A 14,539-nucleotide genomic window follows, 5' to 3' on the forward strand; every position below is an offset into this window, starting at 1 on the left:
CCCCCAACAGCTTCTCGCCCTCGCGGAGCTTGCGGATGATCTGCTCGGGAGTGTGGCGTCGTCGTGCCATGTCGTGATCCTGTCCTCCTGCGCCCATTCTGGCGCATCAGAACTCTCACAACCGTCGGACCTGCTCAGGGGGCTCCAGTCACCACACACACGCGCCGCTACAGCACAACGGCTTGGGAGGGGAACCCCGGCATGGACATCGACATCTCGTGCCCTCACTGTCATCACATCGATCTCGTCCAGAGCGTGCCTGCGTTGCACGCCGACGGCGTGTCCACCAGTTACGGCACCGATCTCTACACCGGCGTCGGGTTCGCTTCGACCGGATCGGTGCCCACGGTGGGGACTGTGACGGTCGAGCGGACTCATACCACTGCGCTCGCACGCAACTTGGCGCGGGAACCGGGCCAGCGGCCTGCGGGGCGTCTTGTCGTGGTGGGGCTGTTGCTCCTGTTCCCGGTCCTGGTGTCAATCGTTCCGACGGCGCTCACCGTTATTCATCCCGAAGAGGCCGGATTCTGGATGTCTCTGTTCGCTGCGGTCACGGTGCTCGGCGCCTTGACCACACCGTCTGCCATTCTGTTCGGGATCGCGACCCGCCGCAGCCGCCGAAACAGCAGGATCATGCGGGGACAGCGTGCAGCACATGCGGTGTGGAGCGCTGCTTTCTACTGCCATCGATGCGGTGTGGCGTTCTGGCCCTTCCCACCGGCTCCGAACATTCCGGCTCGACAGGCTTTCGCCCCGCAATATTTCCGCTGGTACGTCTGGGATGCCGGAGGCTACGCGAACGCGTAACAGATGCATTCTCACTTCTAGTGAGCAGCGTGTTGTGTTTGGTTGCGGTCAAGCCACGGCGAGTTTTTCGCCGACGAGTGGCTAATGACGGGATTCGGAGTGGTGGCTGTGCAGTTCGACAAGAGCGGGTTCGTTCGTCTCAGTAGCGGCGGGGTCAGCGTGTTCCGCATCATCGAGATGCGTGAACGGAGACCCGGGCAAGACGCTGGGCGAGGCTGTCGGTGATCCAGCATCCGGTATCTACCCGTGGCCGATCGAGCTTGCCTACCTTGTCCCCGCCGACCGGCCGATCACCGAACCTGGTGACGACGGTTACGGGACCTGACTCCCGCCAGTCGCGCCTGCGACGTCGTCGTCCCTGGCCAGGGATGCCTCGGCGTTGTCTCGCTGTGCTGGTGCGCTCCGCGCGGGCTCGACGCGGTCCCTTGGCCTGCTGGCGGTTTCGTCGGTGCTTGTCGCTGTGCGTGCCGCAATGATCAGTTGCCGTGCTTGCTTCGGCGTGATTTCGAGGAGTTCGGCGACGTCGTCGTCGGTTTGCCCTTGGTCGCGGATCGTTGCCGCGGCGAGCGCCTGCTGGGTGCGATGGCTCGCGATCTCCTCTGCGGCACGCGCTTGCAGCACCGTGATCTGTTGGCGTAGCGCCTCAATGTCGCTGTCTCGTTTGGCTTCCCGGGCCGCGATCGCTTCCCAGGCCGCGAGGTATTGCTTGACTGCGGCGGTGATGGCTTGCTCACGTTGACGGGCACGGGCACGACGTGCCCGCACACGTCCGCGCGAACGTTCCAGGCGGTCACGGACTTCCGGGTGCTGTGGGGTGCGCGACGAGCGCTTCGGACCAGTGGCGGGCATAGCGGACTCCTTGGCGGCCCGTCTGCCAGATTCTCCCGATCCCCAGCGTACCGAAATCGGAGGTGTTGATGGGGCGCCACAGTGATCGGACCATCAGCTACACGTGGTGGTGCGGCCAGCGGGTCGCCGGACCAAGTGGAACAGCTGGAGGGTGGGCGTGCGTCCCACTCTTCAGCCCGAGCATTTGTAGCAGCCCAAGGATATTGGGGCCGTCTTGGAGCCCGGCCACTTGAAGGAGTTTTCATCGCCGCACCGAACTCGGTGTATTTCACGCAGCGGCCGAGATTCGAGACCGCTGGTACTGCACGCCGATCGGCGGCTGCTCGCCATCGAGGACGCCGCGCTCGCGAGGGCGACGTCGATGCCTGACGCAGCGTGAGTCGGGTCCGACTCGATCAGTCCCCACCCACCCACAAACTCAACCAACCGACCGACGGGATCCGTACGCGACTGCCTCGCGTGCGGTTCCGCCGTCATTGCCCACTCGTGGTGGATGACCCCTGCGGCGGGCGTGTCACGGTGAGCCAGTGACGTAGCCGAACACCCCCTTACTGACCGTGAACGCCAGGTCGGAGCGAAAGCTCCGGCCTGGCGTTCTTTTGTTTCCGGAAGGTGCGCTGCCATGCCCGATATCGATCCCTATCCCCTGTGCACGATCTGCCGAACCCGCGAGCCGGGTGACCGGTACCCGATCGAGGATCAGCTCGTGTGCGGCAGCTGTGTGCCTCGGCTGTCGCGGTGCGGGCGCTGCGGTGAGTCCACGATCGCTGTGACCGCCACCGCCGACGGTCAGCAGTTGTGCGGCCGGTGTGTCGCCGGGTGGCGGGCGTGTGTGTCGTGTCGGGGGTTGACCGACCCGCGGGTGCGCACCGACACCGATGAGGGGGTGTGTCTGCGCTGCGCTGCCGTGTTCTTCGACCTGTGTTTCCGGTGCAGCCGATACAGCGGCTCCAGTCGCTACGTTTCCGGCGGTCACCGCGTCTGCACCCGCTGTGCTGAGCAGTTCGAGTCCTGCCGGGACTGCGGCACGCTGCTGCGAGGCGGCCGCTCGTGTGACTGCTGCGCGCGGCACCCGCACGTGTGGAATTACAGCTACAAACCCGACCCCCGCTTCCACGGGCAGGGTCCACTGTATTTGGGGATGGAGTTGGAGGTCATCGTCCCCGACTACCGCTACCGCGAATGCGTCGCCGTCGCCAGCGACTACCTCGGCGGCCTGGGCTATCTCAAACAGGATTCGTCGATCCGGCCCACCGGATTCGAACTCGTCACGCACCCCATGTCGTACCGGCATGCGATCGATCATTTCCCGTGGCCGCTGCTCGAGGCCCTCGAGGACCTGGACTGCGAGACCGATACGAGTGTCGGTTTGCATGTTCATGCCAGCCGGGCCGGGTTCGATTCTGCGGCGCATGTCTACCGGTGGATGAAGTTGTTGTACCGCAACGAGTCCGCGGTGTCGACGATCGCGCGGCGGCGCTCGCATTATGCACCGTTCGACCGGGCCGCCCGCGCGCGGGTGAAGGACACCGCCAAGGGCCCTCTGCACGCGTTGGGGCTAGATCGGTATCAGGCGATCAACCCCTATCCGCGTCAAACCCTGGAGCTGCGGGTCTTCGCCAGTTCCCTGGACGCCCAGCGGGTGCAGGCGGCGCTGGCTTTCACCACCGCATCCATCGACTACACCCGCCGGCTGCGCGTGACCGATGTCCGCGCCGGCGGCTGGGAATGGGCGAGGTTCGCGGCCTGGGTTCGCGACCACCCCGATTACCAGCCCTTGTGGGCGGAGATGGAGGACCTCGCATGTGCCTGCTGACCTACCTCCCACCCGGTGTCACCCCCGACCCGGTCGCGCTGTCGTTCGGGGCGGCGGCGAATCCGCACGGGCACGGTTTCGCGGTCATCGCCGGACGGCGGATCCTCGTCAGCCGCGGGATGCGCGCTGAGACCGTGATCGACACGTTCACCCAAGTTCGTGCCCGCTACCCCAGCGGTGCGGCGTTGTTCCACTCCCGCTACGCCACCCACGGCACACGCGGGCGCAGCAACTGTCACCCGTTCCGGCTCGGCAACGACCCGCGAACCGTGTTGGCGCACAACGGTGTCCTCCCCAAACGCGTGCACCCGAGCCCCTACGATCCGCGCTCGGACACCCGCATCGCCGCGGAGGACTACCTCGCCCGCGAGCCGTTCGGGTCGATCGACACCCACCGCGGCGCACGCGGGCTGGGGTCGTGGCTGGGGTCGAGCAAGCTGCTGATCCTCACCGTCGACCCCGCCTATCAGCATCACGCCTACCTGTTCGGCGAATCGGCGGGGTGCTGGGTGGACGGGATCTGGTACTCCAACACCAGCTACCTGCCGCCGTCACAACGCTGGCCGTCGCCACGCCCGCGCCGGTATCTGTGCGGGTACTGCCAAAGGCCGGATTCGGACCGGCGCGGCCGCTATTGCACCCGGTGTGGCTGGTGCTTCGACTGTGAAACCGCCTTCCCCGACTGCGACTGCCTCACCAGCGGCCGCAGTGCGAGTGCCTCGGGCATCTCACTACACAGCCCACGCTCCCTGACGCCCGCCACGCGGCAACGCGCCGCACCAGGTGAGACGTCGCACCACACGTCGACCCGCTGATCTGTCCCTCGAGAACCCGCGTCCAGTCCACCTTTCGGCTGTGCGCGGGGTTCTTTCTCTTTCACCGAAAGGTCGTGACTTGTCATGCCCGTGTCCACGCTGATCGACCCTGCATGCGAGGAATGCTCCGATCCCGTCCCCGTAACCCGGGTGGTTTCCACGGTCGAGGGTGAGCGGTTGTGCCCGGCGTGTGCCGAGGACCTGACTCGCTGCGACGAATGCGGCACCCACACCCGCACCACAACTCTGACCACCGCGGAGACCTTCCTGTGCAGTGACTGCTTGATCGGGTGGCAACAGTGCGGGGACTGCGACGCCTACACCCGCGAAACCCGCACCGTGATCGGCGGCGCCGACGTGTGCACCCGCTGCGCCGAGGACTACTCCAGCTGCGATGACTGCGGCCACCTGGCCGTGGATACCTATGCGGTCGATGGCGGCAACCGGGTCTGCTCGACCTGCGAGGGCGACGACTACCGCGAATGCTCCGACTGCTTCACCCTCATCCGCCGCGAGGAAACCTACTGCGAGTCCTGCGAGGACACGCATCCATCCCACGACGCCGTCCACGACTACGACTACAAACCCACACCCCGCTTCCACGGCAAGGGCCCGCTGTATCTCGGGCTGGAACTCGAAATCAAAACCCCCTCCGGTCAGTTCGATGACGCGGTCGAGACCGCCCTCTCCCACCTCGGGAACCTCGCCTACCTGAAAGAGGACTCCTCGATCCGTCCGTGCGGGTTCGAATTGGTCACCCACCCCATGGATTACGCATACGCGCAGGCGCGGTTCCCGTGGCCACTGCTGGGCCGGTTGCGGCTGCTGGGCTGCTACACCGACGGCGACGTCGGTATCCACGTCCACGTCTCCCGTACCGGGTTCGACTCCCCCGCACACGCCTACCGGTGGCTGAAATTCGTGTACCGCAACGAGGACCCGGTCACGACACTCGCGCGTCGACGGTCCTCGCAGTGGGCGGAGTTCTCCCCCTACGCGCGCTCGCAGGCACTCGACCACGCCAAGGGCCAGCGGTCAGCCGCCCGTTACCAGGCCATCAACGTCCGCCCACCAGAGACTTTCGAGTTGCGGATCTTCGCCAGTTCCCTTGTCCCCCACCAGGTCCAAGCCGCACTCGCTTTCGCTGCGGCATCGGTCGAATACACCCGCCACCTCTCAGCGGCTGATATCGCGTGCCGCCGCGGCTGGGAATGGGATGCCTTCACCACCTGGCTGCGCACCCGCCCGCAGTACTCGCCCCTTCTCACCGAACTGGAGGCCCTGCAGTGTGCATCCTGACCTTCGTCAAACCCGGCATCAGCCCCGACCTAGACGCACTACGCAACGGCGCCCTGGCGAACCCGCACGGCCACGGCTACGCCCTCCTCACCGACGACCGCCTCACTGTCGGCCGCGGCATGGACGCCGCCGCGGTGATCACCGAATTCGCGCAGGTGCGGGAACGGTATCCGGATGCTCCGGCGTTGTTCCATTCCCGGCTGGCCACCCACGGCCTACGCGCGATCGAGAATTGTCATCCCTTCGCTGTCGGCGGGGACGAGCGGACCGTGCTCGCGCACAACGGGATCCTGCCCGACAACGTGCACCCCTGCCCTGGTGATCTGCGTTCGGATACCCGTATCGCCGCCGAGGACTACCTGCCCACCTCGCCGTTCGGGTCGCTGGACTCCTGGGCCGGGCGGGAACGGCTGGAGCGGTGGCTGGGCAGCGACAAGATGGTGCTACTGACCGTCGACCCCGCCTACAAGCACCCGGCCTACATCTTCAACGAACGCCACGGGCACTGGGACAACGGGATTTGGTATTCCAACCGCTCCTACCTGCCCGACAGCTGGGCGGCCGAAGCGTACTGGGCCTACTGCGTGTCCTGCGGCGAGTTCGACGACGCCAGCCTCGGCCCACACTGCACCTCCTGCGGATTCTGCGCGGACTGTTTGCAGCCCTTCCCGAAATGTGAATGCCCCACCTTCGACGGCGACGAACGCTACGCCGACCTGCTCGCCTACGAGCACGCCTGACCTGAGCACCACGGCCGAAGAGCCGATGCGAGAAACCCTTCCCTTCCAGAAAGGCCGACTACTCGTGCACCACAAGCTGAACCTTCCCTCGACCCTCATCCGGCTCCACGACATCCATGACCACCATGTCATTGCCAGCACTGACGGCCACCTGGTCCGGCTACTGATCCGCGATGCCGACCACCCCGACACCGACTGGCGTTACGCCGATCTCGACCCCGACGCCGCCGACAATCTCGCGGCGGCGCTGACGACCCGGCATCGAACCCGCCCAATCCGGCGGGCTGCACGATGGTTACGCGTCAAGAACATCCGCCCATGACCATCCCATCAACCCCGCACCGCTGGCGACCGCAGAGTGTCCGAACTGGAGTTCCTGCGTCGCGTCCTCCAAGGAATCGACAGGTGGTTCGACGCCGCGCTCACACCCGACGACCTCAACCACTCCCGTGGCTTGCTCCGCGACCGGCTCGCAGCTCTCGACGCCGCACTCGAACCCGCGGATCCCGACGATCGCAGTGGCGGCGATCCGGTGATCGAGGTGATCGGCGCCGAACTGCACCAGCTGCGCCGTGACCACGCCTGCGCCACTCGCGTCACCCGCAGCGGCTACCTCCACCAGCATGTGCGCGTCCGCGTAGTGCGCCGCCACCACACCGTGCTCGACAGCGACACCCATCCGACCGTTCTGCTGCCGCTGCGGTTCATCGAATCCGTACAGCCGCTCAACGACCCGATCCGACAGGAGTGAAACCCATGAACGCTGCGGTACCCCTGGCCCGCGAAGACATCATCGCGGACCTGCTGCGCGCCCTCGGCCCGCACCTCGAGGCGACCCGCCGGATCGTCGGCTTCGCCCAAGGCATGGCTGAGGCGATCGGCGGTGAGCCTCGCACGGTGCTCAACCAGCTGGTCGCCGAACACGAACCCGGCGACCGGCTGGTGCGGGTCTTCCACCAGGCATTGACCACCGAGCCGACGACGAGAAGCGGTGGCGCCGATGGGAACTGACCTCGACTCCTACACCGCCCGCCTGCGCGCCGACCCCCGTTATGGGCCCTATCTTCCCGACACCGCCGCTGACATCGATCGCGTGCTCGTGGCCGGGTATCACGCCGCGTTCGCCACACCACCCCCTCCCGGCACCGTGATCGCTGTCTTCCCCGGCATCGACCACACCGCCGCCGCGTGCGGTCGCCCGGTGATGGCGTTGGTGCGCGTGGAGCACGCCACCCAGGTCGTCACCGTCCACGCCGACGGCAGCAGCCAGACCCGCTGGGAGAACGACTCTTTCGGTGGCCTGCCGACCGGGATCGGCTGGCGGCTGTCTCCCGCCGTGCCGGACACGGCAGGCCGATGGGTGATCGCCGAGGGCCGGTGGGCCGCCGGTGGCCGCGAGGCCGTGCTGCCGCGGTCGGTGACCGCCCAGGTTCCTGGTGCCCCGGCGGTGGTCACCGTGCATGAGCAGGACCCGCAGACCGGGCGACCCTGGCCGTCGTGATCGGCAGCGCCGCCGAGGTGGTGGCGTGGATCGAAGCGAACCTGCCCGCGCTGGATCAGGACCGGTTCACGCCCTGGGTAACCGAAGCCTCAGCCCCCGGGGCGCTCTCAGCCCATATCCATGTGCGCATCCAGACATCCGGATGACATGACCGCGTCACCAGCATCACCCCCACCACCGCACCGTCGGCGACGACCTTTCCGCCAATGCGCCGCGGCCCCAGGATGCGGCCACTCATCCAGATTCGAGGTGAACTTGAACTATTCGACGCCACCATCCCGCCCCGTGTTCGACCCGGTGCCGGCGCTGGCTCGTCTGGCACACGCCCCTATCGACCACGGCATGGTGGTCCCACACATCACGCTGACTCACCGCAACCGCACCCGTCCGGTCTGGGGCAAGATCGATCCCGCCCGACTGCGGGAGACTTTCGTCCGCAAGCTGTGTCAGATCTGCGGGGACCCACTCGGTGAGCGGGTCGTGGTCTATCTGCGGCCCCGTGACTACCTGCGCGGCCTGGGTGTCGAGCCCGGCGTCCATCCCGAGTGCGGGTACTACTCGCGGCGCGCGTGCCCGATGCTGGCCGGACGTGTCCAGCGCTACAACCCCACCCCGCACGACCGGCTCACTCGCTGTGAGGACCCAGCCTGCGGGTGCCGCTACTGGACCGTCCCTGACCGTGACCACCGCGAGGCATCACGGGTGGGCCAGCCCGCTGAACCATGGTACGAGGTGTGGCTGTCGCTCGACGACTACACCATCGTCTCCGACGCCGGGGACGGGAACTACCCGCCTGCGGTCGGTGTCGACCTGCGGCGGGCAAATCGGTTGAAGGTACGCAAGGTTCGCGATGCCGCACCCGACACCGAAGACCAGCAGCCGATCGACTTGTTGAAGGCGGTCGTCGCGCTGGAGATGGTCCTCGGGCTCGGGGGGTGATCTGCGGTGACCGCCCCGCGAAAGATCCTCGCCCGCATCGGTCCCCCTGATGCGCCACGCCAGGGCCGGGCGCGGACCGGCGTTCTTCGCGGTGTTCTGTGAGCTGCGCGGCGGGGTCATCGGCCCCGACGCCGGGCGGCTGATGCGCACCACCCTCACCGACACCAGAGCCCGCCTCGGGCCTATCGCCCCGACTCGGCAGAAAGGCAGGTAGCCATGGATCTCCTCGCCCTCGCCCACGAGATCGCCGCCGCGCTCGGGCCCGGTTGGGTCGCCGAACGCGGATACATGGTCCAAGCCCACGCAGTGCTGTACGGACCCGATCAGCAGATCCTCGACATCACCTACGGCGACGACTCCCACCGACGCAGCGACCACGGGCGCTTGCGTATTCGCGCCGCCTACGGCGAGCTAGGCCGCCACCTCGACCCCGGCGAAGGCAACCACATCATCACCGTCGCCGCCACCCGCTCGGCGACCGCGATCGCCGTCGACATCACCCGACGGCTGCTGCCCGACTACGAACAGACCCTCGGGCTGTGCCGCACCCGCGCCCGCGCCGACACGCTACGGCTGGCCGCGCATCGCCGGGCCCTCGAAAGCCTGTGCCAGCATCTGGCCCCCGCGCAGATCGTGCGCGGTGACCGCGTCCGCTTCGGCCAATCCGGCGACGCCATCCACGGCGAGATCCGTCTCCTGGCCAGCGGCGAGGCCGAGTTCGAACTCCACACCACAGGCGCAGCCGCGATGCGGCTGGCCCGGCACATCGCAACCCGCCGCCACCGCACCGATCAAGGGCGACCGTGAGCACTACCGTCGCCTCAGCAACGACGGGCCTGGGAAACGTCGCGCTCGGTCACGCCCGCCGCGGTTTCCACATCTTCCCCCTGCACCCGGGCACCAAGATCCCCGCGATCAAACAGTGGGAAGACGAAGCCACCCGCGATGCGAGGCGGATCCTGAATTGGTGGGCCCGCTGGCCTGCCGACAACGTAGCGATCGCCTGCGGGCCCTCGCGGGTGCATGTCCTCGACCTCGACACCAACCACGGTCAACCACCACCAGATCGGTGGCGCCACGCCCGCGACGGCCGCGACGTCCTCACCCGTCTGGCCGCAGAAGCCGGTCAGACGCTGCCCGTGCCGACCTACACGGTATCGACGCCGTCGGAGGGAGGCATGCACCTGTACTACCGTGCGCCCCGAGAACCCGTGTTACGCAACACGATCGCGCGTCTGGGGTGGCGGATCGACAGCCGCGGGGCCGGTGGCTACGTCGTCGCCGCTGGATCCTTACTGCCAAACGGCAGCTACCAGGTGCTCGATGACCGGACGCCGATACTGTTGCCCGACTGGCTCACCGCGCTGCTGGCGCCACCGCCACTGCGGCCTCGCTCCCGGATAGTCGCGTCGATCAGTCATCCCGACGCCTACGTCCGGGCGGCGTTGGGCAACCAGAGCATGCGGATCCGGCTCGCCTACAGCGGTGTCCGCCACCGCACGGTGCTGCTGGCGGCCAACAGTCTCGGTCGTCTGGTCGGGGCCGGGTTGCTCGACTACGACCACGCCTACGCCGTCCTCTACGACGCCGCGCAAATCCACATTGGGCTCGACGACTTCACCGATAGTGAAGCCGCCCGCACCATCACCGATGGATTGACCTACGCCGCCGATCGCGCCGCGCCGCTGCGGTGACGGTGACGGTGAGCATCCGGTGATCGGTCCGGCCCGGCTGGTCAGCCCGGGGCGGCGGCACCCGTGTGGATTATTGGCCATTTCAGGTGCTTTCGGCCCGGTAGCGGCGTTAGGCCCGCTGCGGGGTCAGGGTTTCGGGGGTCGCGCCTTTTCGTTCCGTCGGTTCGAACTTCGACGCTGCCCGCGCTCCCGCTGTGCCTGTTGCACAGCCCGACGCTGAGGCGCGAGGGTGAATGCGACTCCCATACCCTCCAGGCGCGCAGCTCCTCCCCGCCTCAAACCCCGAGCCAGCCAACCTCGCCCGCTCTACTGCCGTCGGCTCACCCACGGCCTCGTTTCGCACGAGTCAGGGCATCTCCGGTCGTTGCCTACCGTCATTGAACGTTGCCGTGCCGTCGTGTCTTGGCGCGCACTCGTGTCCGTCTGCACTCCAGGGAGGTTTGGTGTCGGCGATTCATGATCCCGGCCGGTTCGTCGCCGAGGCGTTGGCGTTGCTGCCACAGCCACCGCGGCGGTCGCTGGTGGTGATGCTGTTGCGCGAAATGCACTGCTGGCCTGATGCTTACGTGGCGGTTGAACGGATCCGCTGGGAGGATCTATTTCTGGCCGGGGACTACCTGGCGACCGTACCGATCCTGTCGCGCACACTCCGCGCGTGCGCAATGCGTCGTCCCGACGCGGTGGCGATCGTAATCGTCGACGACGCAACCCCGGACCGGCCGGTTCCGAACTCGGCGCATCGTGAGCTGGCGACGCTTGTGCGGGATCGGCTGGCCGAGCTTGGCACTGACGTGATCGGGGCGTGGGCGCTCACCGGGCGCGAGTCCGGCCGCCCGTGGTGGAGTCTGTTCGATGACGAGCACGGTGTCCTGCCTTACCAGCCGCCCTAGTCCGACGGCGGCGATCTGCCGCCGGATCTGAGGGCCGATGTCGCGTCGGTCGAGCAGGTCGCCGCGCTGCTGTCGTGGGTGAGTCCCTGGCCCGCCGACTCGATCCCAGCGTGTTGCAGATGGTGACCAAGCTGCTGGGTGTCGGCGGTTCGACCGAGCAGTTGGTCGCCGCGATCCGCACCGCGCCGCGCCGACCAACCGCGCCTGGATGATCGTGCTCGCCATGGAGCTGGCCACCCACGAAACCCCGATCGATAAAAGCGTCTGGCGCAACGGGTTCGCCAGCACCAAACGGTATCTGCACTTCCTCGCCGACACCGGAGCCCTACTAGTTCGCGCTGGTCGATGCCGAACAAGCCGCCACCGGTGACATCGACTACCACGATATCGACATCGACTCCTGAACCCCACCCGGTCACCGAGAGCCACCGATCCGTGCGAGCCGCCGAGCAGCCACAACTCCCGGCGGCACAACCACAGCGATCCATCCCTTATCCACACCCTGTGAAGGAGCATCCACATGGCCGCAGACACGACGATCACCGTGATCGGGAACTTGACCGCCGATCCGGAATTGAGGTTCGTCCCCTCGGGTCAGGCCGTCGCCAACTTCATCGTCGCCTCCACGCCGCGCTATCTCGACCGCAACACCAACGAATGGAAGGACGCCGAGGCGTTGTTCCTGCGCTGCAATATTTGGCGCGAGGCCGCCGAGAACGTCGCCGAGACCCTGACCCGCGGGGCGCGGGTCATCGTCTCCGGACGACTCAAGCAGCGCAGCTACCAGACCCCTGAAGGGGACAAGCGCAGCGTGATCGAGCTCGAGGTCGACGAAGTCGGCCCGTCGCTGCGCTTCGCCACCGCCAAGGTCACCAAGACCAACCGGCGCGGGAGCGGCGGTATCACGACCACCTCCCACCCGATCTCCGATGATCCGTGGGCGTCGATGCCCCCGCACGAATCAGCGCTCGCCCGTGTCGGGGCTGGTGAGGAGCCCACCTTCTGACCCGATGCTCACCTGCCCCGACGGGCAGGTGAGCAGGAGTCATCGAGTGCGGAGGGATGCCCGTCTGGCCGGTCGCCCAGCCCGGACGAGGGCTACCAGACCGTCGGCCGACACGGCGGGGCCCGCGCCCGGCACCACCGAATTTCCCTCTCGCCGTGCACCCGCGCGGTAGTTCGATACAGAAATTCGGTGGTGCACGCCCCGGCGCGTTCCCCACCGCGCCGACCGCCGCCCTGGTCGAAGCGCCCTCGAGCTGGCCGCCCGGCCAGCCGACCATCCCCGTGGAATGTCACGTTCCCGCGGGGGCTGAGTCGTCTCCGCTCGCACGAAAGGGAAACCTCCGATGACCATCACCGAACCTCAGTCCTTCCACGACGCGATCGCCCACATCTCCGGACTCCTCGACGCCCACCTCCACGACGACGCCCGCGACGTCTTCGAGCACGCGCTCACCGAGCTCGCCACCGCCGAGGACCTCGACCGACTGGTCCGCCTCGCCGACACGTTCACCCATTACCCGTACGGGACCGCGCGAGCCTATCTGCGTTCGCTGTGGCGACGCTCGGACCCGGACCTGCGGGGCTGGCTCGATGCGTTCGTCACGCGCACCGACCCGGGCCTGCATCGCCCCGCCGAGCAGCAACCTCGCTGGATCACGACCGTTCCGCTCGCCGCGGTCGACTCAAGTTTCCGGCGACTGCTCGCCACCGACGACAAACCGATAGTGAAGGGCACGCCCTCTACCGCGACCAAGGTCGCCGCCAAGCGCGCGTGGCGGCAGCCCGAGCACATCGAGGCGATCAAAACGAAACGCCGTCCTGTACACGAGCCGCGCATCGTCACCGACTACATCCGCACCCGCTTCCTCGTCGACACCGACCCTGCATACCGACCCTCGACGTGGGACCGGAACTACGTGCGCCAGGTCGCCGACCAGGTCCGCGCCGAGCGCGACCGTACCGGTGCCCGCACCCGCGCCGACTTCGACGCCGACGCAATCGCCCGCACCCGAACCGGTCTCGACATCCGCGACGACGACCGCCCGGCCTTCCTCGCCAACGGCAACGGTCTCGACTACGACCACACCACTCTGGCTCCGCTGCAGGGATGGGTATGTGTCTACTGCTTCAGCGAACGCGCCTGCAGCGACCACTTCCGTACCGACCCGAATGGACACGGCCTCAGCGACGACGGACTGTGCCAGCACTGCCGCGACACCGGTCGCAGCGGGGTCGCCTCACTTCCTGCGGGTTTCACCCTCGCCGACGAGGTCGCCGCGTACTGCCAGTACCTCACCGACCACTACCCCGCCGCCGCGCCCAGCCTGCTCGACGCCTTGAAACAGCGCTCGACACGAGTAGTGCGCGGCCTGGTCATCGCGTTCCTCGACCGAGGCCCGCAATCATCGGCACCGGGCACCCCGATCGCGACACTGACTCCGGTGCCGCTGCGGACAGGGCGTTGCTGCTCCTGCTACGCCCACGATCGCGAGATCGACACCGACGACCTCTGCGACGAATGCCGAGATCGCTTCCGCATCGCCGCCTAACACAACAACTTCCACGCGTTGCCCCCGCCGTTCGGTGGGTCTGCGATCCTCGGTCCGCTGCGGTGTCCACTCCCGCGGCGGGCCGGGCACGACTCACCCACTCCTGCCCGCCCTGTACGTTGCCCAACCCCACCGCCGGAGGGCACCACCGTGACCAACCCCTCGACCGACTTCCTATCCGACCGCTGGCTGTCGATCGTCCTACTGTTTCTGATCGCCCTCCACGTCGCCGCGAACCGCTCGACCAGCCAATGTCGCTGCGGCTGCCCCTGTTCCCCGACGAACCGCCCCGTCCACGATGACAACACTTAGCCGGTTGTGCCTGGGCACGGCGAGCGGACGTGGCCAGTCATGCGCGGGCACAACCCGAACATTCCCCGAGATCCCTCCCACGTCACTGACCCCACTCTCAATCACCACACATCGCCCTCACTGCCCCACCTCACGCCCCCACACCCTCATTCCCACCTCTATCACTCTCATATCCTTCTCTCCCGCTCCCTCATTTTCTTGCTCTTCCTCCAGCACACCTCTTGCATCGAGGATAACGATTTGGTAACTACCAGGGGGTATGCTTGATTTGACTAAAAATAGTAAAACGCACCCCCTGGCGATATTTGTGTCGCGGGCGCTT

At 67.2% G+C, this 14,539-nt stretch carries 20 protein-coding genes; 19 read left to right on the forward strand and 1 reads right to left on the reverse strand.

What is annotated here, in order from left to right:
• The first annotated feature begins 201 nt into the window (after positions 1-201).
• Positions 202-807, forward strand: a complete 606-nt coding sequence (locus AB4Z47_RS02585; RefSeq protein ID WP_441947546.1) for a hypothetical protein — start codon at positions 202-204, stop codon at positions 805-807.
• 181 nt (positions 808-988) lie between these two features.
• Entirely contained in the window at positions 989-1,132 is a 144-nt protein-coding gene (locus AB4Z47_RS02590) for a hypothetical protein (protein ID WP_441947547.1), read from the forward strand.
• Here the strand turns inward: AB4Z47_RS02590 and AB4Z47_RS02595 are convergent.
• Positions 1,120-1,656, reverse strand: coding sequence for a hypothetical protein (locus AB4Z47_RS02595; protein ID WP_441947548.1), 537 nt, complete (start codon positions 1,654-1,656; stop codon positions 1,120-1,122). The two genes, AB4Z47_RS02590 and AB4Z47_RS02595, sit on opposite strands and share 13 nt — an antisense overlap.
• A gap of 1,141 nt (positions 1,657-2,797) precedes the next feature.
• Between AB4Z47_RS02595 and AB4Z47_RS02600 the strand changes: the two genes are divergently transcribed.
• From AB4Z47_RS02600 to AB4Z47_RS02680, 17 genes are all read left to right on the forward strand, one after another.
• Complete coding sequence (locus AB4Z47_RS02600; RefSeq protein ID WP_441947549.1) at positions 2,798-3,472, forward strand: hypothetical protein; 675 nt, start codon at positions 2,798-2,800, stop codon at positions 3,470-3,472.
• Entirely contained in the window at positions 3,460-4,287 is an 828-nt protein-coding gene (locus AB4Z47_RS02605) for a class II glutamine amidotransferase (RefSeq protein ID WP_441947550.1), read from the forward strand. Before AB4Z47_RS02600 ends, AB4Z47_RS02605 begins: the two co-directional genes overlap by 13 nt.
• An 84-nt stretch (positions 4,288-4,371) precedes the next feature.
• A complete protein-coding gene (locus AB4Z47_RS02610; RefSeq protein ID WP_441947551.1) occupies positions 4,372-5,586 on the forward strand; it encodes a hypothetical protein in 1,215 nt (404 codons plus the stop codon).
• Positions 5,574-6,326: a hypothetical protein gene (locus AB4Z47_RS02615; protein WP_441947552.1), complete on the forward strand. Its 753-nt coding sequence runs from the start codon at positions 5,574-5,576 to the stop codon at positions 6,324-6,326. Before AB4Z47_RS02610 ends, AB4Z47_RS02615 begins: the two co-directional genes overlap by 13 nt.
• Before the next feature lie 25 nt (positions 6,327-6,351).
• A complete protein-coding gene (locus AB4Z47_RS02620; protein WP_441947553.1) occupies positions 6,352-6,648 on the forward strand; it encodes a hypothetical protein in 297 nt (98 codons plus the stop codon).
• Positions 6,649-6,684: 36 nt separating this feature from the next.
• Positions 6,685-7,077: a hypothetical protein gene (locus AB4Z47_RS02625; RefSeq protein ID WP_441947554.1), complete on the forward strand. Its 393-nt coding sequence runs from the start codon at positions 6,685-6,687 to the stop codon at positions 7,075-7,077.
• Positions 7,078-7,082: 5 nt separating this feature from the next.
• Positions 7,083-7,337, forward strand: coding sequence for a hypothetical protein (locus tag AB4Z47_RS02630; protein ID WP_441947555.1), 255 nt, complete (start codon positions 7,083-7,085; stop codon positions 7,335-7,337).
• Complete coding sequence (locus AB4Z47_RS02635; protein ID WP_441947556.1) at positions 7,327-7,827, forward strand: hypothetical protein; 501 nt, start codon at positions 7,327-7,329, stop codon at positions 7,825-7,827. Before AB4Z47_RS02630 ends, AB4Z47_RS02635 begins: the two co-directional genes overlap by 11 nt.
• On the forward strand, positions 7,824-7,973 hold the full coding sequence (locus AB4Z47_RS02640) for a hypothetical protein (RefSeq protein WP_441947557.1): 150 nt from the start codon (positions 7,824-7,826) through the stop codon (positions 7,971-7,973). The genes AB4Z47_RS02635 and AB4Z47_RS02640 overlap by 4 nt, the downstream gene beginning before the upstream one ends.
• A gap of 139 nt (positions 7,974-8,112) precedes the next feature.
• Positions 8,113-8,766: a hypothetical protein gene (locus AB4Z47_RS02645; RefSeq protein ID WP_441947558.1), complete on the forward strand. Its 654-nt coding sequence runs from the start codon at positions 8,113-8,115 to the stop codon at positions 8,764-8,766.
• A gap of 49 nt (positions 8,767-8,815) precedes the next feature.
• Complete coding sequence (locus tag AB4Z47_RS02650) at positions 8,816-8,980, forward strand: hypothetical protein (protein WP_441947559.1); 165 nt, start codon at positions 8,816-8,818, stop codon at positions 8,978-8,980.
• A 2-nt stretch (positions 8,981-8,982) separates the two neighbouring features.
• Positions 8,983-9,573 (forward strand): hypothetical protein, encoded by a 591-nt coding sequence (locus tag AB4Z47_RS02655; protein ID WP_441947560.1) that lies wholly within the window; start codon positions 8,983-8,985, stop codon positions 9,571-9,573.
• Entirely contained in the window at positions 9,570-10,460 is an 891-nt protein-coding gene (locus AB4Z47_RS02660) for a bifunctional DNA primase/polymerase (protein WP_441947561.1), read from the forward strand. Before AB4Z47_RS02655 ends, AB4Z47_RS02660 begins: the two co-directional genes overlap by 4 nt.
• A 443-nt stretch (positions 10,461-10,903) precedes the next feature.
• Complete coding sequence (locus AB4Z47_RS02665; protein ID WP_441947562.1) at positions 10,904-11,350, forward strand: DUF4192 family protein; 447 nt, start codon at positions 10,904-10,906, stop codon at positions 11,348-11,350.
• Positions 11,351-11,424: 74 nt separating this feature from the next.
• Positions 11,425-11,562 (forward strand): hypothetical protein, encoded by a 138-nt coding sequence (locus AB4Z47_RS02670; protein WP_441947563.1) that lies wholly within the window; start codon positions 11,425-11,427, stop codon positions 11,560-11,562.
• Between the two features lie 308 nt (positions 11,563-11,870).
• Positions 11,871-12,356, forward strand: a complete 486-nt coding sequence (locus tag AB4Z47_RS02675; RefSeq protein ID WP_441947564.1) for a single-stranded DNA-binding protein — start codon at positions 11,871-11,873, stop codon at positions 12,354-12,356.
• A 343-nt stretch (positions 12,357-12,699) separates the two neighbouring features.
• Positions 12,700-13,905 (forward strand): hypothetical protein, encoded by a 1,206-nt coding sequence (locus tag AB4Z47_RS02680; protein ID WP_441947565.1) that lies wholly within the window; start codon positions 12,700-12,702, stop codon positions 13,903-13,905.
• Positions 13,906-14,539: the final 634 nt, after the last annotated feature.

The organism is Nocardia sp. 2TAF39 (genome assembly GCF_052114905.1).
In the GTDB taxonomy this organism is placed as follows: Bacteria; Actinomycetota; Actinomycetes; order Mycobacteriales; family Mycobacteriaceae; genus Nocardia.